This window comes from Ruegeria sp. HKCCD7559, assembly GCF_013110575.1.
Taxonomy (GTDB): Bacteria; Pseudomonadota; Alphaproteobacteria; order Rhodobacterales; family Rhodobacteraceae; genus Ruegeria.
The window spans coordinates 44959-59243 of sequence record NZ_WVQU01000004.1 but is presented as its reverse complement, the minus strand read 5'-3'; the positions used below and the strand labels follow the sequence as shown (position 1 = coordinate 59243).

The following is a 14285-nucleotide window of genomic DNA, read 5'->3' as shown; positions in this document are numbered from 1 at the left end:
AAAATCCTAGATCAAAGACCGTTTCTGAACAGCAAAGGTGGCGCCATCAACTTGCTTTCTGGTGAGCAGCCCTGCGAGAATGGGCTTTGAAAGAAGTTGCAAGTCGGCCCGTGTCCCGACCAAAGCGAGCAACTCAGCAAAAAATTCAGCCGCCTCATTGGTTGCTCTACTTTCCGCATACCGAACAGCCCTATTGATAAGCGTCCGAGGAGAGATGGAATTGTCTCGCCGTATGCTTGACCACAAATAAGCAGCCATTTCTATATCGCTTCTCTTCGCCAGCTCTTCGTCAAGGTTTCGGAACGCTGCTTCGTCGTTGATTTGCTTGAACGCCCAGCTCTCTTGCGAGAGCCTCCCATCCAAATGTTCACGACGCCAGTCGTCGAAACCTTTGTCTTTGCATTCATCCCAAAGCTGATCGATCAAACGACTCTCGAAGTATTCAAGGTAGGGTTCGAGAGCTTCCAGTTGCTGCACGTCAGTAATACCCGGTCTGTCAGGATTGCGAAAACCGTATGCAAATCCGAGAAGCTTAAAGTACTCATTTTTGTCTTCGATGGTCTCAAAGTGGCGCGCGTGAAGACTGAGTGTCTCTGGGGCAGCGATACTCAGTAGCACGTGAGGGTAGTTGTAGCGGTGCTTTAATTGATCCCAATGTTGGATCATCGTGTTCACAGCAAATTTGTCGCGGCGATCTGCAAGAATATCTGTGATGACGGAGTCCGCGAAATAGTCCGGTTTTTCTCCCCTATCTATTGCGCTGGCATACTCTTCCAACGCCTTCAGGATAAGGTCTTCGAACAAACGGCTGTCAAAATGACGAATGAGCTGAAACCAATAAATGTTGCCCGTGCTGCCTTGTTCGATCTTTTTTCGTAGATCAGCAACCGCAGTGACATCTCCCAGGCGGCATCGCGTAAAAAGTAGCTCTTCTTCGAGCCCTTTGGGCGGACTTTCCGCAAGTCGCCGCAAATGCTTCATGCTAATTGACTCCCTCCAAAGCTGAAAGCAGCGTTTTCGAAAGAAAAATTCATTCTCAGTGTTTTCCCATTCGGCTTGGAGCGTCCGCAAAGCAGGCTCTGAATAACGAACATTACGTTCAATATCTGAGCCAAAGAATGAAAATCTCGAACTTGCAAGGAAGTTAGACTTGTCGTCGTCGCCTTCGATCCGATTGTCAATTTCGGCAATGCGAGACGCAACAAAAACAGCGGCAAGCGGATGATCTACCCCTTCAAGGCAACCGTAAACCACGTGCCCCATGTCTTCGTTGGTTTGTGCTAGCTGGACTAGTGGTTTCAGCGTTCTTTCGCTTTTCACTCTTCGCAAACCACCGGAGAGGCAGTCTTTTCCTACATAATATCGTTTATCACTTAGGCCTGACTTGTCTTTGCCTTCTGGGTCTTCGGTTGGCATCGCCTCCCACGCTGTGAAGACATCATATAAGGTCTCTTCATCGTGCCCACTCAGACAGGAAACGGCAGCAAACAACATCCCATGAGTTAACTCATCTCCACGATCCTTCGCGACTCTCCAATGCTCAGCAACTGCACCTGCCAATCGCTCGTCGGCGCATTCACCGGCGAGATAGAGGGCTGCTTCATTCTGCTGCGTCGTGCCAGTGGTGTCGCTGACCAACACAGCTATGTTTTCTAACCACTTTTCTCCATGTCGCTCGCGAGCGTGCGCGAGAAGGCGGTCACGAAACGGCGCGTTGGTATATGGCTCAGCATAGAAGCAAAGATTCGCCGCTGCTTCGACATTCCCGTTTATAACTCTCGCTTCCCGACCAGCATGTGTATTCGCTCGAATGGATTCAATCAGTTCCACGAACTGCGGACCTCGAAGACCTGCTATCTGCCATTCGATTTCCCTACGAACTTGTTCATGCACGTCTTGGAGCACCCCCCGGTCAACCAGCTCTTCGCAGATAGTTAACAGCCGCTTGGTTGCAGACGAATTCCCTGCTTGAGAGTGTTTCAATGCGCTAAAGCAGACCAACGGGATGTTGATCTTTGCGAAGTCCCAGAAATCCTCTGATGTACTCGTTTGGATAGCAGCACGTGCCACCAAATCCGTATAGTAGGGATCAGCGAGGTATCCCCGAGAATAGTGGCCTGCGGACAATTCGTTCGCAATCGCTTCAATAAACAGATAGTCCCTCACACGATCATGGGGAAAGCCAAGTTTCGACTGGCCATCTTGGATAACTTCTCGGAACAGGGGTCCTGCATTCGAAATCGCTTCCAAATTTGAGAACACGTCTGACGAACGAAATTCGGCGAACAGCACATCAAACAAGGGTTCATTCGTACGGTTTTCAAGCATCCAAGCCGCGACTGATATCGCTGATCGACGAAGTGAAAAGACCGAGCCAAATTGAGACCTACTGACTTCCGTCAAGGCATTAGCAACAAATGATGCAAGGACCTCACTTTCGCGGCCAAGTTCTTCTCCCGTCCATAGCCCGATCAACAGAGGATCGTTACCGAGATGTTCACGGACGTTATCCGCTTCGAAGTTTGTCAGTTCGAAACCAACGGCAAAACTTCGTTTCTTGATGGCCTCTCTGGCTTCTTCATCGCTGAAATCCAAAAGATCGACGGTCCGGCTTTGCACGACCTTGTTCAATTCGCTCGGAAGTGCGCGAAGGTTCTCTGGCCACAAGGGGCAAAGAACCTTCAATGTGCTCGCCTGCAGATCGCTATCTGCCCCCCTCAGCTCATTGGCGGAACGATCAACTTTGGAAATCAAATCGGTAGGCGACGCAGAAGAGTTAATATCCTCGACCCAAATTTGGATTTCTCGCCCTTGAGCAATGCGAAGTAGATCAGGTATCGGATCCTCTAAGCCTAAGGAGGGAACCTCTGCCACTAAGCTCTCACGAATGGCTTGGGAAATCGAAGAGCATCTTTCTAACGCGTTATGGCTAACTACAAATGCCAATCCCCCGTCATTGAACAGCGTACTACAAAACTAGTGACAGAACGCGGATTTTCCAGATCCCGAGTTGCCGTTCAGAAAAACCACTGGCGATGACATCGCGTCAAGAGCGGGGCATGCGGTACGCACGTCTCTTTTTACCAACTGGTTACTCGAGACTAATGGAGCGTACCTCGCCAACTGTCTCTTGGAAATCTCGACTGCCAAATCGCGAGACAATCTTGTTTGGTGAGTGCCAAAAAACTTTGAACGAATGAACTGCCCATTCGGATCGACATCTAGAACCGTGGAGAGCCTATCACTTGACCAAATGTCTAGCTCGACCAGATTTCTTGTTGCTTCGCTGTGGGCCTTTTGAACCAAGTCTGATGATGGAGGGTTCTTGCTCGTTAGCACGACTCTGAGAAGAGACTCAGGATTTTCCTGTTTGAAGGATTTGAGTTTCCCGATGGCTTTAACTAAGTCCCCCTTAATGGGGTCAAGCCACTTCTCTGCGAGATTAGACCGCGCCGTGATCGTGTGTTCACAAGCGATTGCATATCTCTTTCCATCTGAGATCTCGCAAATCGAAATCCCGTCCAACGGGTCAACAATCGTTTGACCTGCCGTGTTCACCCCCGTGTGAACAATACTTTGGTACAGAGGATTAGCGATCCTCAGAACGTTTGTTGCAAGCCGTTCGAATTCTCCGGCGTCGTTCATCGCTCCGATCAACATTTCTGTTGAGTTACTTGGTTGAGGCATTTCTGATAATTCTATCTACAAATTTTCATGGTTTTATCTTGCACGGATTAATCCTGGCGCACAGTAATACCGCGTTGTTGGCTAATTCTTTTGGTTTCAGTGCTTTGGATCACCACCATAATGTCAGCTTTCGGAAGACTGACACTGGTTTTATGTACTTGCGGCGAACGTCTGAAATCCCGCCCGACTAAACTGCTGGAATTCGCGCGAGCGCCGATGAAAGTGTATCCGTCTATTTGAGGCCTATTTCTCTTACGATCTTATCTGCGGTCGCCCAAGACATGCCAAATTCGATCTGAATTCTGCGCACGGATTTTACTTCGGCGTATCGAAGTGCAACTTTTGCTTCGTCGTACATGGGGCGGCGGCGTCCCTTGGATACTGTTGTTCCGGTCACCTGAATTATTTTGACGAGGAGTTTTTGCGATATTCCTTGTTCATTGGCTAAGTCCGGCAACAGCTCGCCCAAACGAAACCGTTGAGCAAGTGTCTCGCTAAAGCAAATACCATACGTATCAAGGACGCGGGCAGCGAACGGGGTACGTATGGAAAAGTGCTTTGCAAACTCTCGCAAGGTACTGTGCACCTTCCACGCGCGATAGACGTCAGCATGGGAGACTACACGTCCCGAGCGGACCCACTTCTTCAGTTTTGCGTGGATTTCGTTTCTTTGGCTGGATCGTCGTGAAGCCTGGCTAGGCATGTGTTCTGGAAAAAGGTCGGGGCACCCGCAATGGTTGATCTTCCCCATTGAAGGCGGTTTGGCTGCCTCCTCCGTTATCGAAGCCGCCCGATATTCTTCGAGATGCCTTTCTAGTACGTGTTCACAAAAATACGACATGATATCTCACTAATTGGCATCTCACTATTTTAGACATGTGCCATATTTATATCTTGTTTTCAATCTTCTAAAGCCGAACCTATGTTGACCGATCAGTGCCTTAGGGTCTTTTTTCAGGTAACAAAGTTGGACTAACCATGACTATTGACCTGACTCGGCACGAATTAACGAAAGCGAGACTGAAGATAGCGCAGTCTTCAATGTCTGACGTCGCGCGAGAAGTTGGGGTCAGCCATTCATCTGTGACTGTTGTTTCACAGGGCTATCGACGTTCGGCGCGCATTGAGGCTGCCATTGCCGGTAAGCTCGGAGTGCCGGTCGAAGAGCTGTATCCTGAGCGGTATCCTTCAAAGAAAGCGTGAATGTTATGCATATGACATCAAAGTCAAAAAGGGAACGGAGCAGAGAAGATAGAAACCATCTGAGCGGCAATCCAAGGCCAGCTCGAAAATTCGTTGGTCAAGACTCTTTGGATTGTGTCCATCACAATGAAAAATGTTAGACCACTTTCCTTCTATCAGGCGGGTGAGCGGCGCCAGACTAGCAGTCCTGACTCGTAAGCTCGCTGCCTTCAGAACTACAATCGTTCTTGCCAGTTTGCGCAGTTTGCAGAATGCGCGGATTGAACAGGCGTTGGCGGATGCGTTGGCGTGCGCATCTCAAAGCTTCTTAAAGCACTCCAAATAGAGGAGAACAACAAATGAGCCCCTAGAAAAAGCAAAGCCCCCGAGAGTTGCAGCTCTCAAGGGGCTTGATGCAAATGAATAGGAACTCTTTGCACCTCATTCATGACCCAAAATTTGTGACCCGTCAACCGCGCTGACCGTTTCAGCGGGCGGGTCGCCTTTTGTCTCCACAAATGAAGAGGAGCCGAATGGCGCGGGCAGAGCTCGCAGCCACGGCAAGAGATATGTCTAAAGATGACGACGACGATTTCTATCGTCCCCCCGAGCCAACCACGGCTGGGCTGATGTTTCCTGCACGCTCAAAATTCACTGTGCGCGGTTTTACGTTGGCCATGACGCCTGCCGAAATGTACTGGCGGCAGATTATCTCTGCTAGCCAACATGAGCGGGCAACCTGCCTTCTTGCGCTGGCAAATCCCAATCTTTGGAACCTGCATGATCAGCCTCGTCCCGTTAGCTACATTGACGCTGTTGGTCGACAGCGTTCGCACCGTTTTGACTACCTGGCCGAGTATCGGGACGGATCCAAGGTTGCGATGGCCGTCAAACCTGCGGAACGGGTCGAAAAGCTAAACTTCCGAAGCGCGCTAACAGCCATCCGTCGCGATCTGCCTAAAGGATTTGCTGACAAAGTTTGCCTTATCACAGAGCGGAACCACCACCCAAAAGAAGTCCAAAACGCTGAGCTGCTGAATTTCTTTCGACGTTGCCCGGACCAAGAAGCTGATGAGCTAGTTGCCGATTGCACGATTGGGCTCACAGACCAACTGTCCATCGGTGAACTCCTTGATCCCTTGGATCTTGGTGCGCGCGGGTTCCGCGCGGCTTTCCGAGCCATCTACGCGGGGCTGCTGCAGGCCAACACGCGTGAACTCATCTCCATCAACACAATCGTTGCCCCCGGAAAGGATCAGCCATGAAGGATATCCAGTTTCAACTCAACATCAGCCATGAAGATGCCGTGCTTGGAAAGGGTGAGCTTCACTTTGTTCAAAAGGTCTCGGATTACACGCTGACCCTGCTGGCAAAGCAAACGGGAGCTGTACCTCTGACCTTTACCCATGCGGAGCTCGCGAGTTTGCTCGAAGATGGGCATTTCTCAATCGAATATGGCTATTTCTCCGACCGACAGGCTGCACGCCGGGCGCGGGCTGGGCGTGCGTTGCTCTCGCGTTTGTCTCTGAAGACCCAGTTCAGGGCGTTTATTGGCGAGGCCTGGTGTGAATCGATGAGTGAGGGTGAAGACGAAGAGTGGTTCAACAGATCATCAAAGCGGTGGCCTGAGTTTCTGCCGAAGCTGCAGGAACGCGTACAGCAGAAGCTCCGCGATGGGCTGCTCAAAGGCATGAATGGCGAGGGGGTTGATCCCGCATTGCTCTCCTATGTGCCCGGTCGCAGTAGCATTATGAAAAAACACCGTGAGTGGGAAAAGACCAGAGATCCGATGATCTTCGTCAAAAAATCGATCTTTAACGGTCAAAACGGAAAGCGCGTCCAGCCCCAGGTTGAAGCGATCATTCAGCTTGAGCTCTCAAACTACCTTCACCCCAACGAGATCTACCCTTCTCAAGTGTTGGAAGCCGTAAATGCTGAAGTGCGGCGAAAGAACACTGCCCTTGGCTTTGCTGGCGAAGACCTTCTTTTGGAAGCCTCCCAGAGCACGATTGAACGGCGCATCAACGAGTTGGATCGGTTTGAAGTCGAGGCCGCGCGCAACGGCGTCGCGCATGCCAAGAACAAGCTGGGCGCCCATACTGGCGGCATCAAGCTTCACGCACCACTGCTGCGCGTCGAAATGGATGAATGGGAAATTGATCTCATGTCGATCTTGCAAGGTGCTGGGGCCGATGTCACCCATCCGAGCCTGCGTGATCTTGAGCTTGGCCGCTACTGGGTATGCGCCGCCATTGATGTCGCTAGCCGCTCGATACTCGGTCTCAAACTTTCGACCAAGCCAAGTGCCGAAGATGCGAAAGCAGTTGTCTGGATGGCCATGCGAGACAAGACCATGCTCGCGTCCCAGTTGGGGTGTGAAACATCCTGGTCGCAGCATGGACATGTCTGTCATGTTGTTGTCGACAACGGTCCGGCTTTTGTAAACGCAGATTTCAAGGCAGCGCTTTCGGACTTGGCGATCGACTATTCTGTCCTACCTGCTGGGGTTCCCAAATTGAGAGGGGTTATCGAGCGTTTGTTCCGCTCGATGGCGACTTTGTTGATGCCATATTTGACGGGGCGCACTTTTTCCAACCCGCAGCAAAGGGGGGATTATCCATCGGAAAAATACGCGGTGCATACCGCCGAGAGTATCCTGGAGTTGCTGGTGCGGTTCACCGTCGATGTCTACCACAATCGCAATCACCGGGGATTGGAGTACGCAACACCAAACAACATGTGGGACAAGCTGGTCAGCGAGTTCGGCTGGTCTCCCCCAATGAGCAAGCACAAGCTCCGTCATATCCTGGGGCTGAAATTCAATCGTGAGACTGGCCGGCACGGTGTCCTGATGAACGGCGTGAACTATCATTCCAAACGTCTGGCAGAACATTTCCAAAAATACGGTCAGCAGAGTGTCGAAGTCAGTATCGATCCCGAAAATATGGGGCACATTTCTGTCTGGTTAGAGCGCGGAAAATACAGTGGGTGGTCTACGCTGGGCGCAAGAATCGAAGGGCTCGAAGGGGTATCGTTCGCCTCCTGGGAGCGGTCAGTCTTTGAATTGCGTCAGAACAATCGCGCGGCCGCCAGTTTGACTCAGAGTGTGGTGGACCGTGCCATTCGCAGGATCAAGGAGATCGACGCTGAGCAATGCGCAGTGCGGCAGCTTGGCCCGATCAAGCTCACCAGCGATCAGATCAGACGTGCGCAGAAAGAGACGTTTTGGGGTCTGTCTTTAGGTTCTGATCCGGACATTGCCTCTGACAAAAAGGCGGCAATACCTGATCCGGACGTTGGTTTCCTATCAGATGAAATTCCCTACCTTCCCGGCCCGCTGCCCGAGGAGGAGCCAATACTGACAGAGGAGACCGAGAGGGAATGGCTCTTCAGTGATGAACTCGAGGACGACGATGGAGATCGGAGCGGATCAGACGATTCCCAGGAAACCGAGGAGAAGGGCGATGAATAAGCACAGCAAAAAGTTTCAGTTTGACAAGATCATTCGCAAAACCGTGCAAAGCTTGAGGCAGCTCTACATCCCGCTATCAGAATACGACAAGCTAGATGCGCGTTTTGGCAACATTCTTGAACAGCGACGCGCCGATGAGGCCGATGGTGTCGCATTCCAAGCTCGAAGCATCATGCTGGTGGGGCCATCCGGGAGCGGAAAAACTACTGCCGTGCGGTATCTCAAGCATAAATACAGGCACGCGTTGGCGACGGACCCGGAGAAGGAATTCTGCGAGTTTGTTGACCTTCAGGTGCCAAGCCCGGCAACTATGAAGTTCGTTGGTGCAGCTACGCTTCGGGCGCTGGGATACCCCTACGCTGGCAACAAGCAAGGTCCGGCGATCTGGGATCAGGTCAAAGTGCAACTCAAATTGCGGCGGACGCTCTTTCTTGGTTTCGACGAGGCGCAAGATTTGGCCCGTTACCAAACCGAAAAAGAGCGCCAGTCAGTGGTCAACACCCTGAAGTCCCTGATGGAGAACTCCGTCTGGCCGGTAGGACTGCTGCTGTCGGGGATGCCGGATCTCAAGAAAATCGTAAATCAGGATGCACAGCTCGCTCGGCGGGTTGATCCAATCGAATTCAAACGATTGCACGCGGTGCGCGATGTCGAGCATGTCATCAAGATCGTTCAAAGATACGCGGATCGGGCGCAGATCGATGTAGATGCTTCGGTTAGGAACGAAGCATTTGCCATGCGGTTGATTCATGCGGCGGACGATCAGTTTGGGCTTTTGGCCGAGATTGTTGTCCTCGCGGTTTCGCGTGCGCTGTTCACAGAAGGGTTCGAAGCGAAACTAGGCATTCGGCATTTTGCTGAGGTCTACAGCGAACGGAATGGAGCTGAAGCCTGGATGAATGTCTTCATCGCTGAGGACTACGGGCGCATCAATCCCAGAAAGCTCCTGGACGACGGAGACGGGCCTGAAGATGGAGAAGACGCATGAAGCCCCTGCTGAACCCAATTCTCCCCTTCACAGAAGGGGAGACCCCGTCAAGTTACGTTGCTCGGTTGGCCCGACTGTTCACGAGCACGCCCCGTGATTTCTGCTCGGATCTTGGAATGCGATGGCCCCATATCTGCTCGGCGCATTTGGACCAGTTGGAGACGTTGTCACTGCTAACCAGTGTGCCGCTTAACACACTGGATCAAGGAGCGGCCAGGTTGATTGGTCCCTGCCGGTATCTCGTCGGGCTGTCATCAGCCACCAATGGTACGCTACGACGTGCAACCATCCGCATTTGTCCGAGATGTATTGTGGAGGCTATGGAGGCTTCTGGTCCTGGGAGCGCGTTTCAACTTCTCGAGTGGTTGGTGCTGCCGATCGGGACCTGTGCCAAACACGGCGTTCCGTTACTCCAGCTTCCCAATGCACCGCATGCACATCTCACCTATGACGTGATTGAACAAGTGGCGCGTCATAGGGATCTGATCTTGGAGGCCGCTCAGGTCGCGAAAACACATGGGCGATCCTCGTTTGAAACTTACCTGAGCCGCCGTATCAAGAATGGAGTTTGTGGTGACTGGTTAGACTCTTTGGACCTGACACATCTTCATCAAGCCGCTCTTACATTAGGCATGACACTTGCCATGGATCGAGGCGTTAGTCGTTCGGATTTGGACTTCGACCAGGAGCGTACCGCCATGTCGACTGGATTCGAGGTTTTGAAGAATGGACCGGAAACCCTGAATTCTGAGCTGGCGCGTGCCAGGCGCCGACCTTCCTCCAAGCGGTCTTATTTTACGTCAGATATGGGCGAATTCTATACCTGGCTGAAAGACACTGAAGAGGACCCGGCAACAGCCGAGCTCAGGGCTTGCGTGCAGGATTTTGTACGGGAGAACTATCCGCTGCAGACCGGCGCGAAAGTTCTGGGTACGGAAATTTCAGCACCCAAACTCATCACGCTTGAACGTGCGCGGGAGCTACATGGAGTCGGCGAGGTTCGGGTGCGAGGCATTCTCGCCCATCTTCGCGGTCAAAACGCGAGCGACCTTTCAAATATGAAAGATGTCAGCCATGAAGATCTGGCTGCCGTGCTCGACTTTTGGTCTGGATTACAGAATATCAAAGCCACCGCGGTCCAGCTCAATATCCATCCGGTCCAGGTGAAGGCGCTGATCCGACAGAATGTTCTGGAAGCCTATCGTTTTGGAACGTCTCTGCGCTACGTGACATCGTCTTCTGTGCAAACTTTGATGACCCGTCTTGAGAATCTGCAGTTAGCATCACCGACACGTCGTAGGTTGCCACTCAAGGAATTCAGCCGAAAGAGCAGGGTTCCTTTGGCACGCGTTGTCGCCGATTGGGCGGCAGGTCGATTGACCGGCGTGTCGCGTGATCCAGAAGTCGATGGTTTGGCTGGTATGCTGATCGATCAAGCCGAAGGCTTAGAAAGGCAGGAGCGTGCGTTTTCTGGCGACCTGCCGCTCTTGGATGCGGCGGCACGTTTGAAAATGAATGTGATATCGATACGACGGTTGCGGAATGGTGGCTTTCTTAATCAGGTCATGGTGCGAAACCCGGACACGCAGCACAACCGGTGCTATATCACGGCCCAAAGCCTGCAAGCGTTTGAGGCGCGTTATGTAACACTGGGTCAAATGGCAGAGCAGTTTGAATTTACCGCGATCCATTTGGCTCGGGCGTTGGACCGAAGAGAAATCGAGACAATCCCCTGTGACGACGGGTTTGTTCGCGCGTATCCGAGAGAGATACGAGATATTGTTCGGGAATTGACGATGAGGGGTTACACGTCAGACCAACCCGAAAATACCAACGACTGTTTGAGCCAAGAAAAGCAAGTGGCGGAGCCAAGCTGATGCTCCGCCGTGCATGCTCACCAGTAGTAGTGATGGGGTTTGCGGCTATCCGGCCAAGCAATGTCATCAGGATCAGCGCCTTTCAGGATGCCAAGCCCAAGGGCCTTGGATTTGCGTCTTGTTGGACGTGTGTGAAAGATGATGTTGTGGCCGCGCGGCCAATTGCCGAGCCACCGGACATCATCCGGGTCTTTTCCGAGACGACGGCTCAGACCCAGGCGCGAGTACCCATTCCCAGACGCGGTGCGGGGACGTTTGCGTTTGTAGTGGGCCATGTTTGTGGCCTTTCATGCAGTTTCAGAACTACATGGCACCCTCCATCGGTTGCTTCTTTGGTTTTGGGCTGGGCTCGGCTTTGACACTAAACACGCAGCCAGACTGGATATCGGATTGGGTCTTCAAAATCAATCGAAGGGAATAGGACGGCTTTGCATAGGGATTCGTGCGTCGGGTCAGGTAACCAGAGAAGCCCTTTAGCCAGGGCAGTCTGCAGGCAATGGATCGTTACAAGTATTTCATTGCGTAGGCCGCTGTCAGTTTTCCCTATAGGCCAACTACAAGCAATTGTTAAACTGCGAGGTGAAGAGACATGACTGATGGTCGAAATGATCTTTTTGAACGGCTCAATCCAATTTGGGAGGCCGTGGTTAAGTTGGGCGAGAACGCCCCCGAACTCAGTAAGAAGGCCTATCTCAATGAGATGAAGGGTGAAGTGGACAAAGTACGGACCGCTTCATTTGGGACTGAAAATAGTGCGGATCGGTGTGACGAAAAAGTAGCGGAGGATCCTGAAGCTCAGTTCAAGATGATTGCAGTCGCCTATGCCACCGGAGACATGGATGAGGTCGATCAAGTGATAAACTACCTTGCTTTTATACGTCGTATGAAAAAACAGGGCATTTATGAATTGGGGCACTGGAGTGATGACGACCCAGATGGCCGATGATACAACCAGAGATCGCTTCACATAACACCCGTTCAGTGATGTTCGCGGTTTGTTATGACGCTGCAATTCGTGCATTGGTTGCAGAAAACTGCCATTCGAGACGCGGTTCGAAGTCGACCGCTGTTTGGGACATAGCCGCCGTTCGAACCAAGGCTAATTTTCGGTCTGATACTTCGCCAAAAGTGGGAGCATCACGATGTTTTCTATATGCGAAGTAGGCGCCAGCTCGGTGTCAAGCTCGATTGCTCGCAAAAAGTGCGAGTATCCAGCCCCGAAAACACTCCATCTTGCGCGACAAGGACTGTGCGCCAACCCCGTGCTGCTGCACCGAGGATATCGGTGTGAAGAGTGTCACCGCACATCGCGATGCGTTCGGGCGGAATTCCTGGAAGCGTGGCTTCGACCATTTCAAATACTTCCGGAAATGGCTTGCCAAAGAACTTGATGTCTTGAAGGCCCTCATCTGCCAGCAAATGCCCGTAGTGACCGGGCTCCAGTGAGAATCCGAAGTCTCGTGGCGCTGCCAGATCAGCATTTGCGATCACCACTGGGCGCGGGTTCGCCAACAAGCTGTCGCAAAGCATGGATTGTTGAGATTGTTGCCAGATTTCGGTCGAGAGAAACAAGAAACCGTCAGCGCGGTCAAAGTCTGTCTGGTCTGCCTCAAGCCTGATCGTCTCGGATAAGATGTCCGTCAGATCGTCAGACGGAGAGGCGATGCAGCCCCACAGAACGTCGTTCAGGTTTGCCAAGGCTGCGTCGCGACTGGTTACAATCTCATCTGAATCAACCTGCATTCCGAGCTTTTGAAATTTGGCAGTCGCGCCCTCGTGATTATAGCTGGCAGCATTGGAAAGAATGCGAATCTGGTGCCCTCCCTCCCTGAGCTCTTTCAAACGAGTTGCCGCGCCGGGAATCGGAGTTTCGCCAACATTTAGAACGCCAAAAGCATCAAAAACAAAGGCGTCTACTTCGTTGCCAATATCCAGAAGTGACTCGATATCCAGAGTGGCTGCGGTGAATGTTGCTTTTGGGAGTCTGGGACGTATGGACTGATAACGCGAAAATATCGAGTTGGCGTCAAGCATGTGTCCAAATGTCCTTTTTTGATGGGCGTCCCCGACAGGTTTGACGCAATTCGGAATGTAACATCAACAAAATAAAATGGAAGAAAAAACAACATTTTTAGCAAGTCGCCACTAGCGGGTTTTGAAGCTTTGCGCGCAAATCTTTGAAAAATATAATTTTTCGACACTTGCGATTAAGTCACCCTTCAACGTTCCATGTGGTTTTGACTAAAAAATGTTGTTTTGTTGTTTTTTGGTGGTATGGTTTTGGCAACTTGAAGGGGGATAAATGGCGTCAAAGAAGATCAGACGGAGGGATTTTATCCAGCAGATCGTGCAAGAGCGTGGCGGTGTCAGTGTGGGGGCCTTAGCGGAAATGCTAGGGGTCTCGACGCAAACCATCCGCCGTGATCTGGACATTTTGTGCGACGGTGAAAACCTGCGACGCGCGCACGGGCGGATCGAGCTGGCTGAAAGCTGTTTGAATACCCCGTTTGATCAGAGAGCCGGAACGAACTTACGTGGCAAACGGTCGGTTTCCGAACTTGTTGCGAGCATGATTCCCAATGGGGCGAACGTGTTCCTTTCAATTGGGTCGACTCCGCTCGAAGTGGCTAAGGCACTGTCCGGCCACCAGGAGTTAACGGTCATCACGAACAACCTAAGTGCCGCGATGGCGCTGAGTAATGAAATCTCAAACCGTATCCTTTTGCCAGGAGGCGAGCTGCGCCTGCCCGATCGTGATTTTATCGGCGAAGAAGCAACCGACTTCTTTGACAGGTTTCGTGCCGAGTTCGCAATATTTGGCGTTGCCGGTGTGGCGCATGATGGTGGGTTGTTAGAATTTCATCCAGCTGAGGTTCGGGTGAGAATGAAAATGCAGCAGCACGCAGCCAAATCGATTCTCGTAATAGACAGCAGTAAATTTGGTCGCATTGCGCCAGCATTGGGCGGCAACATCTCGGATGTCGACGTTGTCGTGTGCGACCGTCCTCCGGGCCCTGAATTTTCCGATCTCGCAGACAGTTTGGGCGAAGCCATTACTTACTCACAAGGAGAGCGCTGA

At 51.9% G+C, this 14285-nt stretch carries 12 protein-coding genes; 7 read left to right on the top strand and 5 right to left on the bottom strand.

What is annotated here, in order from left to right; all coding sequences use genetic code 11:
- Positions 1-6 precede the first annotated feature (6 nt).
- The 3 genes from GS605_RS12580 to GS605_RS12570 all read right to left on the bottom strand — a co-directional run bounded on the left by GS605_RS12580 (position 7) and on the right by GS605_RS12570 (position 4528).
- Positions 7-2874, bottom strand: a complete 2868-nt coding sequence (locus GS605_RS12580; protein WP_171724209.1) for a hypothetical protein — start codon at positions 2872-2874, stop codon at positions 7-9.
- Positions 2875-2976: 102 nt separating this feature from the next.
- Positions 2977-3645 (bottom strand): hypothetical protein, encoded by a 669-nt coding sequence (locus tag GS605_RS12575; RefSeq protein WP_171724208.1) that lies wholly within the window; start codon positions 3643-3645, stop codon positions 2977-2979.
- A gap of 274 nt (positions 3646-3919) precedes the next feature.
- Entirely contained in the window at positions 3920-4528 is a 609-nt protein-coding gene (locus GS605_RS12570) for a hypothetical protein (RefSeq protein WP_171724207.1), read from the bottom strand.
- Positions 4529-4665: 137 nt separating this feature from the next.
- Here GS605_RS12570 and GS605_RS21265 point away from each other — a divergent pair, with 137 nt between their 5' ends.
- The 5 genes from GS605_RS21265 (at position 4666) to GS605_RS12545 (ending at position 11206) form a co-directional block, all read left to right on the top strand.
- The gene (locus GS605_RS21265) at positions 4666-4890 is read left to right on the top strand and encodes a helix-turn-helix domain-containing protein (RefSeq protein ID WP_171724206.1); all 225 of its coding nucleotides are present in this window, start codon (positions 4666-4668) and stop codon (positions 4888-4890) included.
- 512 nt (positions 4891-5402) lie between these two features.
- Positions 5403-6134, top strand: a complete 732-nt coding sequence (locus tag GS605_RS12560) for a hypothetical protein (RefSeq protein WP_171724205.1) — start codon at positions 5403-5405, stop codon at positions 6132-6134.
- A complete protein-coding gene (locus tag GS605_RS12555; protein ID WP_171724204.1) occupies positions 6131-8341 on the top strand; it encodes a Mu transposase C-terminal domain-containing protein in 2211 nt (736 codons plus the stop codon). The genes GS605_RS12560 and GS605_RS12555 overlap by 4 nt, the downstream gene beginning before the upstream one ends.
- On the top strand, positions 8334-9329 hold the full coding sequence (locus tag GS605_RS12550; protein WP_171724203.1) for a TniB family NTP-binding protein: 996 nt from the start codon (positions 8334-8336) through the stop codon (positions 9327-9329). Before GS605_RS12555 ends, GS605_RS12550 begins: the two co-directional genes overlap by 8 nt.
- Positions 9326-11206: a TniQ family protein gene (locus tag GS605_RS12545; protein ID WP_171724202.1), complete on the top strand. Its 1881-nt coding sequence runs from the start codon at positions 9326-9328 to the stop codon at positions 11204-11206. Before GS605_RS12550 ends, GS605_RS12545 begins: the two co-directional genes overlap by 4 nt.
- Before the next feature lie 17 nt (positions 11207-11223).
- Here the strand turns inward: GS605_RS12545 and GS605_RS12540 are convergent, their stop codons facing one another.
- Positions 11224-11481: a hypothetical protein gene (locus GS605_RS12540; RefSeq protein WP_171724201.1), complete on the bottom strand. Its 258-nt coding sequence runs from the start codon at positions 11479-11481 to the stop codon at positions 11224-11226.
- A 314-nt stretch (positions 11482-11795) separates the two neighbouring features.
- Between GS605_RS12540 and GS605_RS12535 the strand changes: the two genes are divergently transcribed.
- Positions 11796-12152: a hypothetical protein gene (locus GS605_RS12535; protein ID WP_171724200.1), complete on the top strand. Its 357-nt coding sequence runs from the start codon at positions 11796-11798 to the stop codon at positions 12150-12152.
- Between the two features lie 203 nt (positions 12153-12355).
- Here the strand turns inward: GS605_RS12535 and GS605_RS12530 are convergent, their stop codons facing one another.
- Positions 12356-13240, bottom strand: coding sequence for an HAD-IIA family hydrolase (locus GS605_RS12530; protein ID WP_170637904.1), 885 nt, complete (start codon positions 13238-13240; stop codon positions 12356-12358).
- A 268-nt stretch (positions 13241-13508) separates the two neighbouring features.
- On the opposite strand from GS605_RS12530, the gene GS605_RS12525 reads away from it, so the two are divergent.
- Positions 13509-14285: a DeoR/GlpR family DNA-binding transcription regulator gene (locus GS605_RS12525; protein ID WP_170637906.1), complete on the top strand. Its 777-nt coding sequence runs from the start codon at positions 13509-13511 to the stop codon at positions 14283-14285.

Coding starts and splice junctions, on each gene's coding strand:
- GS605_RS12555 (WP_171724204.1), top strand. CDS start 6,131: ATGAAGGATATCCAGTTTCAACTCAACATCAGCCATGAAGATGCCGTG.
- GS605_RS12530 (WP_170637904.1), bottom strand. CDS start 13,240: ATGCTTGACGCCAACTCGATATTTTCGCGTTATCAGTCCATACGTCCC.
- GS605_RS21265 (WP_171724206.1), top strand. CDS start 4,666: ATGACTATTGACCTGACTCGGCACGAATTAACGAAAGCGAGACTGAAG.
- GS605_RS12550 (WP_171724203.1), top strand. CDS start 8,334: ATGAATAAGCACAGCAAAAAGTTTCAGTTTGACAAGATCATTCGCAAA.
- GS605_RS12540 (WP_171724201.1), bottom strand. CDS start 11,481: ATGGCCCACTACAAACGCAAACGTCCCCGCACCGCGTCTGGGAATGGG.
- GS605_RS12570 (WP_171724207.1), bottom strand. CDS start 4,528: ATGTCGTATTTTTGTGAACACGTACTAGAAAGGCATCTCGAAGAATAT.
- GS605_RS12525 (WP_170637906.1), top strand. CDS start 13,509: ATGGCGTCAAAGAAGATCAGACGGAGGGATTTTATCCAGCAGATCGTG.
- GS605_RS12575 (WP_171724208.1), bottom strand. CDS start 3,645: ATGAACGACGCCGGAGAATTCGAACGGCTTGCAACAAACGTTCTGAGG.
- GS605_RS12545 (WP_171724202.1), top strand. CDS start 9,326: ATGAAGCCCCTGCTGAACCCAATTCTCCCCTTCACAGAAGGGGAGACC.
- GS605_RS12560 (WP_171724205.1), top strand. CDS start 5,403: ATGGCGCGGGCAGAGCTCGCAGCCACGGCAAGAGATATGTCTAAAGAT.
- GS605_RS12535 (WP_171724200.1), top strand. CDS start 11,796: ATGACTGATGGTCGAAATGATCTTTTTGAACGGCTCAATCCAATTTGG.